Source organism: Pedococcus aerophilus (genome assembly GCF_039532215.1).
GTDB lineage: Bacteria > Actinomycetota > Actinomycetes > Actinomycetales > Dermatophilaceae > Pedococcus > Pedococcus aerophilus.
Genome location: NZ_BAAARN010000001.1, coordinates 280773 through 297195, shown reverse-complemented (window position 1 = coordinate 297195; position 16423 = coordinate 280773). Strand labels below are relative to the sequence as shown.

General features: G+C 72.3%; 16 protein-coding genes. 7 read left to right on the top strand and 9 right to left on the bottom strand.

Going from position 1 to position 16423, the window contains the following annotated elements; genetic code table 11:
- Positions 1-98 precede the first annotated feature (98 nt).
- Complete coding sequence (gene kdd / locus ABD286_RS01370) at positions 99-1169, bottom strand: L-erythro-3,5-diaminohexanoate dehydrogenase (RefSeq protein WP_344189529.1); 1071 nt, start codon at positions 1167-1169, stop codon at positions 99-101.
- 86 nt (positions 1170-1255) lie between these two features.
- Between kdd and ABD286_RS01365 the strand changes: the two genes are divergently transcribed.
- The 4 genes from ABD286_RS01365 to ABD286_RS01350 all read left to right on the top strand — a co-directional run bounded on the left by ABD286_RS01365 (position 1256) and on the right by ABD286_RS01350 (position 5458).
- Complete coding sequence (locus tag ABD286_RS01365) at positions 1256-2716, top strand: KamA family radical SAM protein (protein WP_344189527.1); 1461 nt, start codon at positions 1256-1258, stop codon at positions 2714-2716.
- A gap of 213 nt (positions 2717-2929) precedes the next feature.
- Positions 2930-3541: a biotin transporter BioY gene (locus ABD286_RS01360; protein WP_344189525.1), complete on the top strand. Its 612-nt coding sequence runs from the start codon at positions 2930-2932 to the stop codon at positions 3539-3541.
- 60 nt (positions 3542-3601) lie between these two features.
- Positions 3602-4093: a Cys-tRNA(Pro) deacylase gene (ybaK, locus tag ABD286_RS01355; RefSeq protein WP_344189523.1), complete on the top strand. Its 492-nt coding sequence runs from the start codon at positions 3602-3604 to the stop codon at positions 4091-4093.
- A gap of 138 nt (positions 4094-4231) precedes the next feature.
- Positions 4232-5458, top strand: coding sequence for a glycoside hydrolase family 15 protein (locus ABD286_RS01350; protein WP_344189521.1), 1227 nt, complete (start codon positions 4232-4234; stop codon positions 5456-5458).
- Here ABD286_RS01350 and ABD286_RS01345 read toward each other — a convergent pair.
- Positions 5455-6051 carry a helix-turn-helix domain-containing protein gene (locus tag ABD286_RS01345; protein ID WP_344189519.1) on the bottom strand — a complete coding sequence of 199 codons (597 nt, stop codon included), beginning with the start codon at positions 6049-6051 and terminating at the stop codon, positions 5455-5457. The two genes, ABD286_RS01350 and ABD286_RS01345, sit on opposite strands and share 4 nt — an antisense overlap.
- A gap of 51 nt (positions 6052-6102) precedes the next feature.
- Between ABD286_RS01345 and ABD286_RS01340 the strand changes: the two genes are divergently transcribed.
- Together ABD286_RS01340 and ABD286_RS01335 are read left to right on the top strand one after the other, a co-directional pair.
- Positions 6103-7065, top strand: coding sequence for an NAD(P)/FAD-dependent oxidoreductase (locus ABD286_RS01340; protein ID WP_344189517.1), 963 nt, complete (start codon positions 6103-6105; stop codon positions 7063-7065).
- 165 nt (positions 7066-7230) lie between these two features.
- Entirely contained in the window at positions 7231-8001 is a 771-nt protein-coding gene (locus ABD286_RS01335) for a phosphotransferase (RefSeq protein WP_344189515.1), read from the top strand.
- Between the two features lie 95 nt (positions 8002-8096).
- Here the strand turns inward: ABD286_RS01335 and ABD286_RS01330 are convergent, their stop codons facing one another.
- The gene (locus ABD286_RS01330; protein WP_344189513.1) at positions 8097-8519 is read right to left on the bottom strand and encodes an Lrp/AsnC family transcriptional regulator; all 423 of its coding nucleotides are present in this window, start codon (positions 8517-8519) and stop codon (positions 8097-8099) included.
- Between the two features lie 49 nt (positions 8520-8568).
- Between ABD286_RS01330 and ABD286_RS01325 the strand changes: the two genes are divergently transcribed.
- On the top strand, positions 8569-9507 hold the full coding sequence (locus ABD286_RS01325; RefSeq protein WP_344189511.1) for a 5'-3' exonuclease: 939 nt from the start codon (positions 8569-8571) through the stop codon (positions 9505-9507).
- A gap of 34 nt (positions 9508-9541) precedes the next feature.
- Here the strand turns inward: ABD286_RS01325 and ABD286_RS01320 are convergent, their stop codons facing one another.
- From ABD286_RS01320 to ABD286_RS01295, 6 genes are all read right to left on the bottom strand, one after another.
- Entirely contained in the window at positions 9542-11023 is a 1482-nt protein-coding gene (locus tag ABD286_RS01320) for an MFS transporter (protein WP_344189509.1), read from the bottom strand.
- A gap of 68 nt (positions 11024-11091) precedes the next feature.
- Positions 11092-13938, bottom strand: coding sequence for a DEAD/DEAH box helicase (locus tag ABD286_RS01315; protein ID WP_344189507.1), 2847 nt, complete (start codon positions 13936-13938; stop codon positions 11092-11094).
- Between the two features lie 15 nt (positions 13939-13953).
- A complete protein-coding gene (locus ABD286_RS01310) occupies positions 13954-14865 on the bottom strand; it encodes a diacylglycerol/lipid kinase family protein (protein WP_344189505.1) in 912 nt (303 codons plus the stop codon).
- A 25-nt stretch (positions 14866-14890) separates the two neighbouring features.
- The gene (tatC, locus tag ABD286_RS01305; protein WP_344189503.1) at positions 14891-15706 is read right to left on the bottom strand and encodes a twin-arginine translocase subunit TatC; all 816 of its coding nucleotides are present in this window, start codon (positions 15704-15706) and stop codon (positions 14891-14893) included.
- A 47-nt stretch (positions 15707-15753) separates the two neighbouring features.
- A complete protein-coding gene (gene tatA, locus ABD286_RS01300; RefSeq protein ID WP_344189500.1) occupies positions 15754-16068 on the bottom strand; it encodes a Sec-independent protein translocase subunit TatA in 315 nt (104 codons plus the stop codon).
- 31 nt (positions 16069-16099) lie between these two features.
- Positions 16100-16414 (bottom strand): hypothetical protein, encoded by a 315-nt coding sequence (locus ABD286_RS01295; RefSeq protein ID WP_344189498.1) that lies wholly within the window; start codon positions 16412-16414, stop codon positions 16100-16102.
- Positions 16415-16423: the final 9 nt, after the last annotated feature.

Below are 16423 nucleotides of genomic sequence, written 5' to 3'. Positions count from 1 at the left end.
CCTTGGTCCCTACGGTTGCGACGTGCAGTGCCCTGACTCGGTCGCGAGGCCCCGCTGCGCGGGCACCGGCCGGGCGACCCAATGCACGTCGCAGCCGGTCACTCCTCGAGGCGGCCCTCGAAGAGGGAGCGCACCGCGGCGTTGCCGCGCACCAGCTCGAGGGCGTATGCCGCGTGGCCGGGCACGTACCCGTTGCCCACCAGCATGCGCACGTCGGCTGCCACCCCCTCGGCACCCAGGGCCGCCGCGGCGAAGTTGGTCGCCATGGAGAAGAAGATGATGGTGCCGCCCTGGGCGGTCGACAGGATGGCGGGCTGCTCGCACCCGGGCACGTCCACGCACACCACGGTCACGTCGGCCGGTCCACCGGCCGCGGCCACCGCCTCCGACAGGCCGAGCGGGCTCCGGGCATCGGCGACGACGACCTCGTCGGCCAGCCCGCTGGCGCGCAGCAGCTCGGCCTCGCGCTCGTGCGGGACGACACCGAGGGTCCGCGACGCGCCGGCCTCCGTGGCTGCCGCGAGGGACAGCGACCCGGACTTCCCGGCCCCGCCGAGCACGGCGACGACGGGGCTGACCCCGCGCGCGGCATACTCCCCCACCACCCGTGAGACGAGGGCTGGCGCACCGCACACGTCCATGACCATGAGCGCCAGGTCGGGGCTGAGGTCGTCGGGGAGCTGGGCAGCGATGGAGCGGCCGAAGAGGATCGCGTGACCCTCGGCAGGGACCCGCTCGGAGCGGCCGTCCCACCGGGCCAGGCCGTCGGTGATGACCAGCGGGGTGAGGGACAGCGACACCAGGGTGGCAACGCGGTCACCGACCGACAGGCCGAGGGTCGACCCAGGTCCGACCTCCTCGACCGTCCCGATGAGCATGCCGCCGGAACCGGTAACGGGGTTCTGCATCTTGCCGCGGGTCGCGACGATGTCGAGGACCTCGGCGCGGACCGCCTCGCCGTCGCCGGAGTGCTTCTCCGACAGCTGGCGGTAGGACGCCGCGTCGAGGTTGAGCGTCTCGATGCTGATCCGGACCTCGTCGTCCCAGAGCTGCGGCGACGCATCGAGTCGTCGCGCCGCCTGCGGCAGGGACGCGCCGACCGGGTCGAGGACCCGGTGCAGACCGACCGGTGAGGACGGTGTCGAGCGGTTCTCGGCAGCGATGGACACAGAATCTCCCTGAAAGGACGACACGAGGTGAAGATCTTGCGGTGAAGGTGCGCGATCAGTGCAACCTGTCCCGTATCCTGCCACGTATGAGCACCTCGATCGAGCAGCCCTACGTCTACCGGCACCGCGAGCTGGTCGAGCCCGACTGGACCCGGTTCCCCGGCTGGAAGGACGTCACCGCCGCCGACTGGGCCAGCGCCCAGTGGCAGCGCGTCCACTGCATCAAGAACCTCAAGCAGCTCCGCGAGCTCATGGGCGACCTGCTCACCGAGGCGTTCTACGCCGACCTCGAGCGCGACCAGGCCGAACGCGCGACGATGTCGATGCTCGTGCCGCCGCAGATGATGAACACGATGGTCAGCGAGCAGACCTGGGCCGACGGCTCGATGCCCGCCGCCGGCACCGAGTTCACCCGCGCCTTCTACGCCGACCCGGTGCGCCGCTACATGCTCCCGGTGTTCTCCGACCGGCGCACCGACTGGCCGAGCCACCCGCACGCCACCCGCGACAGCCTCCACGAGCACGACATGTGGGCCGTCGAGGGGCTGACCCACCGCTACCCCACCAAGGTCCTGGCCGAGATGCTGCCGACCTGCCCGCAGTACTGCGGCCACTGCACCCGCATGGACCTCGTCGGCAACTCCACCGCCGTCATCGACAAGCTCAAGCTCACCGGCAAGCCGGTCGACCGGTATGCCGCGATGCTCGACTACCTCCAGCGCACCCCGCAGGTGCGCGACGTCGTCGTCTCCGGCGGCGACGTGGCCAACATGCCCTGGAAGAACCTCGAGGGGTTCCTCGACAAGCTGCTCGACGTCGAGAACATCCGCGACATCCGCCTCGCCACCAAGGCACTCATGGGACTGCCGCAGCACTGGCTCCAGGACGACGTGGTCGAGGGCGTGGCCCGCGTGTCGGCCAAGGCCCGCTCGCGCGGCGTCTCGCTGGCGATCCACACCCACGTCAACAGCGCCCAGTCGGTCACCCCGCTGGTCGCCGACGCCGCGAAGGCGATGCTCCAGGCCGGCGTCCGCGACGTCCGCAACCAGGGTGTCCTCATGCGTGGCGTCAACGACACGACCGAGCAGCTGCTCGACCTCTGCTTCGCCCTGCAGGACGACGCGATGATCACGCCGTACTACTTCTACATGTGCGACATGATCCCGTTCAGCGAGCACTGGCGGGTCTCGCTCGCCGAGGCCCAGCACCTCCAGCACTCGATGATGGGCTACCTGCCCGGGTTCGCCACGCCGCGCATCGTCTGCGACGTCCCGTTCGTCGGGAAGCGCTGGGTGCACCAGGTCGACAGCTACGACACCGAGCGCGGGATGTCGTTCTGGCGCAAGAACTACCGCACCTCGATCGAGGGCGCCGACACCGACGCCCTGTCGCGTGACTACGTCTACTACGACCCGATCCACACCCTCCCCGAGGCCGGCCAGCAGTGGTGGCGCGAGCAGGGCGACCACGAGGCCGCCCACGCCGTCGCCGTCGAGCAGGCCGCGGCCAGCCGGGAGGCGTCCGAGCGCGACATCGCCCTGGTCTGACCGGGGGGTCCTCCCGAGTGGTGTCGACACCGTCGCCCCCGTGCCGCCCGGCACGGGGGCGGCGTGCTGTCCGCACCGTGCCGTCCGCGACCTGCTCACCCGCCCCGTCCACCCGACCCTGCGGCGTGCACTCCCGCGTGCGACGCGCCGTTGTGACGTGGTCGACGTGAGACGTCGGTATGCCGCGGCGCGCGGCTTCGCTAGGTTGCTCCCGTGACTGCTATCGCCCTCCCCCGCAAGCGTGTCCTCGCCGACTACGTCCCCGCCGTCGCCGGCGTCCCGGCCACTGCCGGTGTGCTGGCCCGAGACCTGGCCCTGGTCGCTGCCGGCGCCGGGTTCATCGGCCTGCTGGCCCAGTGGAGCGTGCCGCTGCCCGGCACCCCCGTCCCCCTGACCCTCGGCACGTTCGCGGTGCTGCTGACCGGTGCCTCCCTCGGCGGGATCCGTGCGCTGCTCAGCCTTGCCACCTACCTCGTCGCGGGCGGCCTCGGAGTCAACTGGTTCGCCGGTCACGGTGAGGGCTTCGGCGGCGCCACGTTCGGTTACGTCGTCGGCTACCTGTTGGCAGCCACCCTCGTCGGTGCGCTCGCGCAGCGTGGCGGCGACCGGACGGTGGCCAGGACCGCGATGACGATGGTCGTGGGCAACATCCTCATCTACGCCGCCGGTGTCCCGTGGCTGATGGAGGCCACGGGCATGGACTTCGGGACCGCCCTGGCGAAGGGTGTCGTGCCCTTCCTCATCGGTGACGGCCTCAAGGTGCTCGCGGCGGCAGGGCTCTTCCCCGCGGTCTGGGCGCTCGTGAAGCGCATCGAGAAGCGCTGACCCCAGCCGCTTCCCGGACCCGACCGCGCGCCATACCCGCACCGCTACCCACACATCCCCATGGGCAAGCGTCGTGAGAGCGGTGCCGGTACGCCGGCGACGACCGCGCTGACCCGCCTCGGGGTGTCCTTCGGCGTCCACCCCTACGAGCACGACCCGGCCGCGGCCTCCTACGGACTGGAGGCCGCGGCCGCGCTGTCGGTGCCGCCCGGGCAGGTGTTCAAGACCCTGCTCGTCGAGGGCGAGCGCGGGCTGGCCGTCGGGGTCGTGCCGGTCGACCGCAGCCTCGACCTCAAGGCCGTCGCCGCGGCGCTGGGGTGGAAGAAGGTCGCCATGGCCGACCCTGCGGCAGCAGAGCGCAGCACGGGGTACGTCGTCGGAGGCATCTCCCCCATCGGCCAGAAGAAGGCCCTGCCGACCGTCCTCGACGAGAGCGCGAGCGCGTTCGACGTCGTCTACGTCTCCGGCGGGCACCGGGGCCTCGACCTCTCGCTCGCACCAGCGGACCTCGTCGAGGCGACCCGGGCGACCGTCGCGGCCATCGCCCGCTGAGGCAGGCCGGACCGTCCGTCCGCAGGGTGGGCGCCCCTTGGAAATGTCGGCGACTTCGCCCGATCTGCCGTCGGCGCGAACTAGCGTGGGCGCCGAGCCCGACCGCAGCGGTCGGCCGACGAGTCGGAGGGGTGCGACGTGCGGCGACGGTTCGTGGTGCCGGTGGTCCTCGCCGTCGCGGCCCTGGTCGGTGGCGCAGCCGCTGGCCCGAAGGCCATGCCGCCCGAGGAGAAGCTCATCACCGCCCCGGGCTACCGCGCAGCCCCCGCGTACGCCGACAACGGCCAGGAGAACGCCGACCGTCGCTGGGTGGAGACCGGCACCGTCCCGGGCGCCGACACCGCCTGGGCGGACATGTCGCGCTGGGCCCTCGTCGACGTCAAGGCGCACCTCGAGGCGAACGGCACCGTGTCGGCTGGTCCGGGTGGGCCCTGGGGCTACTTCTGGCCCCGTGACGGGTCGTTCGCCGCGGTCGCCCTGAGCCGCACCGGCCACGCCTCCGACGCGGCCTCGGTGCTGGACCGTATGGCGCGACTGGAGTTCGACCCTGCGGTCGGGTTCCAGGCGAGGTACGCCCTCGATGGAACGCCGCTGACCGACCGCCCGCGCCAGTCCGATGGCTGCGGGTGGGTGCTGTGGGCACTGGCCGAGGTCCGTCGCGACAGCCCTGCCGGGGTGCCGCCTTCCGCGGCCGAGCTGCGTGACCGGTGCGTCCGCACCCTGACCCGTCTCGTCGACGGCGGTGACGATCTGCCCCCGCCCTCCCCCGACTACTGGGAGGTGCGTGTCAGCCGGACCTCCCTCGGGACGGTGGCGCCGATGCTCGCCGGGCTGGCCGCGGCGAGCCGTGACTACGTCGCGACCGGTGACCTGGGGCCGTCGCAGCGGGTGCGGGCCACCGTGGCCCGGCTCGCAGGGACGGTGCAGCGCGAGATGGGTCCGGTGTACGAACGGTTCGGCGACTCCGGCGGGCTCGACGCCGCCGTCGTCATGCTGCTGCCCCCCTTCACGGCCGAGGCCGACCTGCCTGAGTCGATGACCCGGGCGGTCCGGACTGCGGTGGGGCGCTACCAGCGTGAGGCCGCCCAGCCCGCCGGTGGCGTGGCCCCGGGGGTGCAGTGGGTCAAGAAGGGCGGGGCCTCGTGGACCCCGCAGACCGCCCTCCTCGCGCTGTCCGCCGCGGCGTCCGGTCGCGACCGTGCCGCGCACGCGAGGCTCGACTGGCTGGAGGCCCACCGGACGCCATACGGGTCGCTGCCGGAGAAGGTGACCCGCAGCGGTGCGCCTGCCGGCCCGGCCCCGCTGGTCTGGACCGCGAGCCTGGTGGTGCTCACCCTGGCTGAGCTCGAGGCGCCGACCTCCTAGCCGTCGTCCTTGGCCCCGGCCGACCTCGCCCGCGGCTTGGCGCGCACGTGCATGCGCTCGCCCTGCGGTCCGAAGATGCTCAGCATCTCGACCGGCTGGTCGTCGGCGCAGCCGAACCAGTGCGGCACCCGCGTGTCGAACTCCGCGACCTCTCCCGGGCCGAGCACCACGTCGTGCTCGCCGAGGACGAGGCGCAGCCGGCCGTCGAGGACGTAGAGCCACTCGTAGCCCTCGTGGGTGTTGGCGTCGGGGACCGAGCGCGTGGCCGGGCGGATCACGTGCTTGAACGCGCGCACTCCCCCGGGCCGGTTGGTCAGCGGGACGATGGTGCCGCCGTAGGCCTCGATCGGCTTGGCGTGGATGCGCGGGTCCCCGGTGGCGGGGGCGTCGACGAGCTCGTCCAGGGTGACGCCGTAGACGCGAGCCAGCGGCAGCAGGAGCTCCAGGGTCGCCCGGCGCCCACCGGACTCGAGCCGCGACAGCGTGCTGACGGACAGCCCCGTCTCGTCGCCGACCTGGGACAGGGTGAGGTCGCGCGCGGTCCGCAGCCGCCGGAGCCGAGGTCCGAGATCGGCCAGGGGGTCGTTTGCCATGTCGGCAACATACCTTGTCGTTTCCGTCGGTGGCTCGGCATGGTGGATGTCATGGAAACGAACCACGACGTCATCATCATCGGCGGCGGCCCGGCAGGTCTCGCCGCCGCCACGACCTTCGCCCGCGCCCGTAGGGACGTCCTCGTGCTCGACACCGGCGAGCCGCGCAACGCCCCGGCTCACGGCGTCCATTCTTTCCTGTCCCGCGACGGCATGGCGCCGCGCGAGCTGCTCGCGATCGCCCGGGGCGAGCTGCTCGGGTTCGGCGGCCGGTTCCGGCTCGAGGGTGCGCAGGGGGCGCGCGCCGTCGAGGGTGGCTTCGAGGTCACCCTCTCCGGTGGGGACGTGCTCACGGCCCGGCGGCTGCTCGTCACGACCGGCCTCGTCGACGAGCTCCCTCCCATCGAGGGCCTTCGCGAGCACTGGGGCACCTCGGCCATCCACTGCCCGTACTGCCACGGCTACGAGGTGCGCGACAAGGCGCTGGTCGTGCTGGCCACGAACCCGATGTCGGCGCACCAGGCCCTGCACTTCACCCAGTGGTCGGACGATGTGACGCTGGTGCTCGACGGGCAGGCGGCACCGGAGGCGGCAGAGGCAGCTCGCCTGGCTGCGGTCGGGGTCCGGGTGGTGGCGGGACCGGTGCGCCGCCTGGTGTCCGAGGAGGGTCGACTGACCGGTGTCGAGGTGGGTGAGGCGGACTCGGATGCCGTCGTCGTGCCCTGCGAGGCGGTCGTCCTCGCACCGCGGTTCACCGCGCGGTCGGCGGTCCTGGAGTCGCTCGGCGTCGAGCCGGTGGACTTCCTCATGGGCGAGACCGTCGTCGGGCGACACGTCCCCGGCGACCCCATGGGTGGTCAGACCTCGGTGCCCGGCGTCCACGTCGCCGGCAACGTCACCGACCCGATGGCCCAGGTGATCCACGCGGCCGGCGCCGGGGTGCGGGCCGCAGCCATGATGAACATGGCCCTCATCGTCGAGGACGCCGACCGCGCCGTGGCCGCAGCCTCCTGACCCCGGGGCGTCCCGGTGAGCAAGGCTGCACACCGGTCCTGCGTCGACCAGCCGACGACACACCGAGGCGGGGTGCGCAGTCTCCTGAGCACGGGGCGCGTGGTGCCGACACGGGGCTTGTCGCCGACTGGTCGCCTCCCCTCGCCGCCCTAGGGTGGGCGGGTGATGACCGAGGGTGAGGAGCTGCTGGCCGGGGGCAACGCGTCGGGGCGGGTCGTGCGCATCGGGGACACCGTCCGCAAGCCGTGGCTGCCGACGAGCGGACGCACGGTCGAGTACCTGCAGGCGTTGCGGGCCAAGGGGATCGACGTGCCGGAGGTCCATGGTCGTGACGATCAGGGGCGACTGGTGCTGGAGCACGTCCCCGGGCAGCTGGCCATGGACCTCGGCCCACTGGACCCGGATCTCGTCCGCTCGGTGGGTCGGCTGCTGCGGTCCATCCACGACGCCAGCGAGGGCCTGGAGGTGCCGCCGGACTGGCCGGTGCTGCTGCCGGCGACGGACCCGGACCTGGTGTGCCACAACGACTGTGCTGCCTGGAACCTCGTCATCGACGGTGACCGCATCGTGTTCATCGACTGGGACGGAGCGGGGCCCTCGACGCGGCTGTGGGACCTCGCCTACGCCACCATCTCGTTCGGCCACCTCTTCCCGGACGCCGACGTGGCGCTGGCGGCTGACCGGGTGGTGGCGTTCCTCGACGGGTATGGCGCGGACGCGGGCCTGCGGGCCCGCCTGCCGGCCACCTTGGTCCGGAGGGCCGAGGCGATGCACGACCTGCTCCTGCGTTCCCACCGGAACGGTGGCGAACCCTGGGCCTCGATGTACGTCGCGGGTCACGGTGGGCACTGGCGCACCACCACCGACTTCATCGCCGCAAACAAGGACACCTGGCGGGAAGCCTGCCGCCGGACGACCAGCCCAGCTGATCGGTGACCGCGCCGAGCACGAGCTGAGCGGGTCGGAGGCAGAGGTGGTCGTCGGCCGGTCGCCAGGTGGGCCGCGACGACGCGCAGCACCGGGGAGGCTCGCTACTCCCAGGGGGTGGAGAGGACGACGGTGGTACGGGTCGCGACGTTGGCGGCCGCGCGGACGCGGGCCAGCAGGACCTCGAGGTCACCGGGGGTGCGCACACGCGCCTTGAGGATGTAGTTCTCCTCCCCCGCGACCGAGTGGCAGGCCTCGAGCTCACCGATGTCGCGCAGCCGGTCGGGGATGTCGTCGGGCGCGGCCGGGTCGAGCGGGCTGATGGAGATGAACGCCGTGAGCGGCAGGTCGAGCGCGGTGTGGTCGACGATCGCGGTGTAGCCCTTGATCACGCCGCGCTCCTCCAGACGCCGCACCCGCTGGTGCACGGCGGACGTCGAGAGGCCCATCGCCTTGCCGAGGTCGGTGTAGCTCATCCGACCGTCCGAGCGCAGCAGGGTGACGATGCGTCGATCGAGGTCTTCCACGGAGGCAGCCTACTGAGGCAGACCCCCTCGTGGTGGCAGCATGGGCCGCATGACCTCTGCGCCGACCGGACGCCTCATGCTGCTCGACTCCGCCTCGCTCTACTTCCGCGCGTTCTTCGGCGTGCCGGACCAGCGCAAGGACGACTCGGAGCCGCCCACCAACGCGATCCGCGGCTTCCTCGACATGATCGCCTCGCTCATCGGCACCCACCAGCCGACCCACTTCGTCGCCTGCTGGGACAACGACTGGCGGCCGGCGTTCCGGGTCGACGCCATCCCGACGTACAAGGCGCACCGGCTCGTCGACGGCTCGCTCGCCGAGGAGGAGTCCCCCGAGCTGCTGACCCCCCAGGTGCCCGTCATCCGGGATGCGTTGCAGGCGCTGGGTTTCCCGCGGCTGGGCGCGGACGGCTTCGAGGCGGACGACGTCATCGGCACCCTCACCGCCCGGCACAAGGGCACGATGGCGATCGACGTCGTCACCGGTGACCGCGACCTGTTCCAGCTCGTCGACGACGCGGCGAACGTGCGCGTCATCTACACCGCGCGCGGTGGCGTGCGGGACCCCGACCTCGTCGACGAGGCGTTCCTGCAGACCAAGTACGCCGTGGCCAACGGTCCTGCGTACGCGGACATGGCGGTGCTGCGCGGCGACACCAGCGACGGCCTGCCCGGCGTGGCTGGGATCGGCGAGAAGACCGCCGCCAAGCTCATCGAGAAGTACGGGACGCTCGTGGCGCTGCGTGCGGCCGTCGACAGCGGTGACCCCGAGATCAAGGGCGCCCAGCGGGCCCGCCTCGAGGCCGGCGCGGCCTACCTCGACGTCGCGCCCAAGGTGGTCCAGGTGGCCCCCGACGCCCCGGTCGAGGAGGTCGACATGGCCCTGCCGACCCAGGTGGCCGACCCGGTCCTGATGAGCCGCGTGGCGTCGGAGTTCGGGGTGACCAGCTCGTTCAACCGCGTGCTCTCCGCGCTGCGGATCGAGTGACCTGACCTCGGCGCACCGGATGGCGCGTGGTCCGCTACGCGGCCACCTCGCCGTTCGCCCGGCGACGGAGCCAGACGTCGGCGAGGCTGGCCACCAGCGACAGCACGACCAGACCTGTGGCGACCCGCAGCGACAGCGCCGCGCCTGACGCCCCACCGTCCTTCGCCGCGGCGAAGAACACCGTCCCGACCAGCGCGATGCCGGCGGCGGTGCCGATGCGCTGACCGGTCTGCAGCACGCCACCGGCGGTCCCCGCCCGCTCGACCGGCACGTCCGCGAGGGTGAGGGTGATGTTCGGGGAGATCACCATCCCGCTGCCCAGGCCGGCGAGCAGCAGCGGCAGCGCGGCATACCACCCGGTGCGAGGGCCCTCCACGGTGGACAGGACGACATCGGTCGCGACCAGGCCCACCACGACGAGGACCAGTCCCCACGTGACGAGCGAACGCCCGAACCGGGGCACCAGGCGCCCACCCACCGCCGACATGACCGCGGACCCGGCGGCGAACGGGGTGACGGCCAGGCCGGCCAGCAGGGCGGAGTACCCCAGTCCCTGCTGGAGGTAGATCGTCAGGACGAAGAAGATCCCGGTGAAGCCGGAGAAGTAGACGGTCGCCACGATGGCGCCGGAGGCGTAGCCCGGCAGGCGGAACAGGCGCAGGTCCACGAGCGGGGTGTGGCCGCGCGCGGTGTACCGGCGCTCCCACAGCACGAACACCGCGAGCAGGGCGGCACCCACGGCAGCCACCCACCCGGGCACGGCCGCTGAGGCGGCGCCACGGCCGCTCTCGACCAGGGGCAGCAGCAGGGCGAGGACCCCGGCACCGAGCAGGAGGACGCCCACGGGGTCGAGGTCCTGGCGCCTGCGGGCACCTTCGCGCGCCTCGGCGGCCGGGATCCATCGCAGGGCGAGGACGACGGCGGCCACGGCGACGGGCAGGTTGACGAAGAAGATCCAGCGCCAGCCCGCGTCGGCCCCGAGCAGGCTGAGGATGACGCCTCCGGCGATGGGGCCGACGGCGGTGGAGATGCCGATCGTCGCCCCGAGCATGCCGAACGCCCGCGCGCGCTCGGAACCCCGGAACAACGTCTGGATGAGCCCCGACACCTGCGGGTTGAGCAGGCCGCCGCCGATGCCCTGGAGCAGGCGCGCGGCGACTAGCAGGGCGCTGCTCGTCGCGAGCCCGCACAGGAGGCTGGCGACACCGAACACGACGACCCCGGCGACGAACATCCGCCGTCGACCGGTCGCGTCACCGAGACGCCCCGCGGGCACGAGCACCAGCCCGAACGTCAGGGCATACCCCGACACCACCCACTGCAGGTCGCTCGACGAGGCGGACAGCCCCTGCTCGATGCTCGGCAGGGCGACGTTGACGATGCTCACGTCGAGCAGGGTCATGAACCCGGCCACGAGGCAGACGGCCAGCGCCTTCCAGCGTCGGGGGTCCGGGGTGTCGGTGTCGTCGGCGCCGACGGTGCTGCGCTGCGACGGTGGGGAGGCGGGGTGGGTCACCCCGCCATCCTCACCCCGCCCCGCCGCGAGTGCCCTGTCGGGTCCCACCCGGCGGTATGGCGCGTGCGTCAGTCGAGCCGGTCCGCCGCCACGACACCGCGCATCACCGCGTCGATCGCCTTGCGGGCGGTGGCGCGCAGCTGCGGCTCCGGCGCGGCGTCGGAGATCTGGCCCAGCAGGTCGACGACCTGCTTGCACCGGCGGACGAAGTCACCCGCGGCCATGTCCTGCCCGCGCAGGACGTAGTCGAGCTTCTGGCCCGAGGCCCAGCGGTGCATCATCCAGGCCATCCCGGCGTCGGGGTCGCCGGTGAGGGGCAGACCGAGGTCGCGCTCACGGTCCTCGAGCACCGACCAGAGCCGGTTCATCTCGGTGACCGCCTCGGCGACGTCGTCACCGGGCATGCGCGGAGACGGGTCGGACTCGTCGCGACGGGGCTCGTGGACGAGGACCGAGACGATGGCGGCCAGACCTGCCGGGTCGAGACGCTTCCAGACGCCGAGGCGCAGGCACTCGGCGGCGAGCAGGTCCTTCTCGGTGTAGAGGCGTCGCAGGTTCTCGCCCTGGGGCGTGACGGCCGTGCCGCCCTCCGCGAGGTAGCCCATCTCGGTGAGGAGCTCGCAGATCCGGTCGAAGGTGCGTGCCACCGAGTTGGTGCGGCCCTCGACCTTGCGTTGCAGGCCCACAGTCTCCCGCTTGAGCCGCCACCACCGCTCGGCCCAGCGCGCGTGGTCCTCGCGGTCGGGACACTGGTGGCACGGGTGCGCCTTGAGCTGGCGGCGCAGCTCGGCGACCTTCTCGTCCTCGCCCGGCTGCGACTCCGCGCGCCGCTTCGGCGGCGGGTCGTGCGGGACGGCGATGCGCAGCGACGTGGCCAGGTCGCGCCGTGCCTTGGGGCTCTTGGCGTTGAAGTGCGGCGGCACCTTGACGTGGGCGATCGCCTCCACCGGCTCGGGCACGTCGACGGTGGTGAGCTTGCGCAGCTGCTTGTCCTCGGTGACCACGGTCGGTGCCGGCGCCTCGCCGCGGTAGGACTTCGAGGGCTGGACGACGACCGCGTAGCCGGCGTTGCGCCCCGACGGCACCTTGATGACGTCGCCGATGCGCAGGGCCTCGAGCGAGACCGCAGCCTCGGCGCGCCTGCTCGCCGAACGCGCCTTGGCGCCGTCCTTCTCGAGCCGGGCGATCTCGTGGCGGATGGCGGCGTACTCGCTGAAGTCGCCGAGGTGGCAGGCCATCCCCTCGGAGTAGCCCTCCAGGCCCTCCTCGTTGCGCCGCACGGCGCGCGCGATCCCGACGACGGCCCGGTCGGCCTGGAACTGCGCGAAGGAGGTCTCGAGGATCTCGCGGGCCGTCTCGCGACCGACCTGGGCGACGAGGTTGACCGCCATGTTGTAGGTCGGCCGGAAGCTCGAGCGCAGCGGGTAGGTGCGTGTCGACGCCAGGCCCGCGACGGACAGCGGGTCCAGGCCGCGGTTCCACAGGACGAGGGCGTGGCCCTCGATGTCGATGCCGCGCCGACCGGCGCGGCCGGTCAGCTGGGTGTACTCGGCCGGGGTGATGTCGGCGTGCGTCTCGCCGTTGAACTTCACGAGCTTCTCGAGCACGACGGTGCGGGCCGGCATGTTGATGCCCAGGGCCAGGGTCTCGGTGGCGAACACCGCGCGGATCCGGCCGGCGGTGAACAGCTCCTCGACGATCTCCCGGAAGGTCGGCAGCATGCCGGCGTGGTGGGCGGCGAAGCCCCGGGACAGGCCCTCGACGAAGTCCCAGTAGCCCAGCACCCCGAGATCCTCCTCGGCAAGGCCCTGGATCCGCTCCTCGACCGTGCGGCGGATGCGGTCGCCCTCGGCCTCGGGGATGAGGTGGACGCCATCGCGCAGGAGCTGCTGGACCGCACCCTCGCAGCCGACCCGGCTGAAGATGAAGGTGATCGCCGGCAGGAGCCCCTCGCGGTCGAGCCTGGCGACGACCTCCGAACGGGTCGCTCCCCCGCCGGGCCGCCCACCACCGGCGGGCCCGCCACCGGCGCCGCCTCGCGCCATACCTCGTCCTCCGGGACCACCCCCGGGACCGCGGGGGGCGCCGCGCCCCCGGTGCGGGAGCCGACCACCACGACCGCCGCCGCGGTGGCCCGAGTCGTCCCAGCGGCCACGCTGCTCGGTCGTGCGGATGGCCTGGAGCAGCTCGGGATTCACCCGCGTGGCGTCGGCGCCGGTGGTCGGGGCGGCCAGCTCGTCGACGAACAGGTCGTAGACGCCCTGGCCGACCATGACGTGCTGCCACAGCGGGACCGGGCGGTGCTCGGAGACGATGACCTCGTGGTTGCCGCGGACCGTGGCGAGCCAGGCCCCGAACTCCTCGGCGTTGCTCACCGTCGCGGAGAGGGACACCACCTGGACGTCCTCGGCGAGGTGGATGATGACCTCTTCCCAGACGGCGCCGCGGAAGCGGTCGGCGAGGTAGTGCACCTCGTCCATGACGACGAACCCGAGCCCGCGCAGGGTGGTCGACCCGGCGTACATCATGTTGCGCAGCACCTCGGTCGTCATGACGACGACGGGCGCCTCGCCGTTGATCGAGGAGTCGCCGGTGAGCAGGCCGACGTTGGCGGCGCCGTGGCGACGGACGAGGTCGGCGTACTTCTGGTTGGACAGGGCCTTGATGGGCGTCGTGTAGAACGCCTTGCGGCCGGTGGCCAGGGCCAGGTGGACCGCGAACTCGCCGACGATCGTCTTGCCCGCCCCCGTCGGCGCGGCGACGAGGACGCCCTTGCCGGCCTCCACGGCACGGCAGGCCTGCTCCTGGAAGTCGTCGAGCGGGAACTCCAGCGACGCCGTGAAGGCCTCGAGCTGGGGGTTGCGGGCGGGCGATCGCGCGGCGGAGGCAGCGAACCGCTCGGCAGGGGTCGACATGGTGCCGAGGCTACGTCAGCGGCCGGGCCGGCGCGGGGAGGGTGCCAGCACGGTGACCGCGCCGGGCACCACCTCGACCGTCAGGGGCAGCGGGGCGAAGCGTTCGCCGTCCGCGTAGGCCACGATCCCGGCCGCCTCCAGGGTCACCTCGCGGCCCCGGAGGACCTCGACCGCCGGGTGGCTGGTGTGGGCGCCCTTGAAGACCTTCGGGAACACCTTGAGGAACTCGGGCGTGCTGATCTCGTGCAGCACCAGGACGTCGAGCAGGCCGTCGTCCATCCGGGCGTCGGGCAGGACCTGCATCCCGCCGCCGTAGCTCGGGCCGTTGCCGACGGCGACGAGCATCGCCCGGGTCTCGTGGCGGACCCCGTCGACGGTCACGGCGTACGGGATCGCCCTGAACAGGGGCAGCTCGCGCAGGATCGCCAGGTTGTAGCGCATCTGGCCCCTGGGCCAGGGCCAGGTGTTGGCGCGCTCGTTGACGAGCGAGTCGAACCCGGCCCCCAGCACTCCCCCGAACCAGCGCGGCTGGCCGTGCGCGTCGACGTGGCGGACGGCGTCGATGGTCCGCGGCACCCCCGTCGTGACGAGGTCCGCCGCGTGCACCGGGTCGTGGACGGGCAGGCCCAGGCCGCGGGCGATGTCGTTGCCCGTCCCCGCGGCGATGAGCGCCAGGGGGACGGTCGTACCCGCCACGAGGTCGATGCCGAGGTGCGCCATCCCGTCGCCACCGACGACGGCCAGGACGTCGATCCCCTGCGCGATGGCGCCGAGCGCACGGTCCCGCGCGGCGGCATACGACTCGTCGGAGAGGTCGAGGACCTCGTGGCCGGCGGCGCGCAGCCGGTGCGCCACCTCCAGGCCCAGGCTCATGCCGCGGTTCTTGCCCGAGGTGGGGTTCACGACGAGGCCGATGCGCTTGCTCACGCGCGGAGGCTACCGCCGTGGAGGGCTAGAGCGTGGACGCCTCGTCGTCGGAGAGCTCCTGCTCGGCCCACTCCGGGCGGTCCTTCGCGCGGCGCCGGTCGAGCAGGGTCGAGACACCGAGGGCGGCGAGGTAGAGCACGCACAGCGGGATCGCGAGCAGGAACATCGTGAACGGGTCGGGCGTCGGCGTCGCGATGGCGGCGAACACGAAGATCACGACGAACGCAGGGCGCCACGTCCGGCGCATCACGGAGGCGGGCAGCACGCGCACGACGTTGAGCGCGACGAGGAAGACGGGCATGAGGAACGCGCCGCCGAAGACGAGGATGAACCGCGTGACGAAGCTGAAGTAGAGCGCCGCCTCGGGGTAGTTGACCGCGCCGTCCGGGGTGAAGCTGATGAGCAGCTGCACCGCCTTGGGCAGCGTCTGGTAGGCGAACCAGCACCCGCCGAGGAACAGCGGCACCGTCGCCGCGATGAACGCCAGCGAGATGTTGCGTTCCTTCTTGGTCAGCCCGGGGACGACGAAGGCCCACAGCTGGAACAGCCACACCGGGCTCGAGACGATGACGCCGACGAAGATGGCGATGCTCACCCGCTGGGAGAACGCGGCCGTCAGCCCGGCGAAGTTGAGCGCGATCGAGTTGCCGTCACCGCGTTCGGTGGCGATCTCGACGAGCGGACGGGTGAGGTGCTCGTACACCGGGTCGTAGAGGTACCAGCCGCCGATGGCCCCGATGACCAGGGCGATGGCGGCGATGAGCAGCCGGCGCCGCAGCTCGCGCAGGTGGTCGCCCAGCGTCATCCGCCCGTCGGGGTTGCGGACGCGCCGGAACGCCATCTTCGGTTTCAGGAGCTCGGGTCGTTCTGCGAGTAGGGGCTAGGCGCTCAGAGACCGGTGGAGTTGTCGGTGCGCGGGCTGTTGTCCTCGCGGATGGCCGACGTGCCGGTCGTGCCGGGGGTGGTCCCCGAGGTGGTGCCGGCTGCACCGGGCGCGTTGGTGTCGCGCACGGTCTCGCCGGGGACGGTCTCGCTGCTCGCGGAGCTCTTGCCGTCGTTCTTCATCTCGTTGACCTCGGACTTGAAGACACGCATCGAGCGGCCGAGGCTGCGGGCGGCGTCGGGAAGGCGCTTCCACCCCAGGATGAGGATGAGCAGCACCGCGATGATGATGATCTCGGGTGCACCGATGTTGCGAAGCATGAGGAACTGCCTTTCGAACGCTGAGGTCGTGCTAGGAGTCTAGATGCCGGGCCCACGCGGGACGGCGAGTTGCCTGACGGGCGCGCCGCTGCTGCTTCAACGAGGCGCGGGTGACCTCGCGTTCCCTGCGCAGCTGACGTGGGTCGCCGAAGATGGCGGCCTGCGGCGCAGGAGCGGGGTCCCCGAGGCGGTCGGTCTGGGCCTGCAGCGCCGACACCGTCTCGGACGCCCGGCCGATCTCGGCGTTGAGCTCCTTGACCTGCCCCCACACGCCCCACACACGGGTCGCGAGGTACGCCAGCGCGATCAGCACCAGCAGCACCCAGATCAGAACCCACCACCACATGCGTCCGAC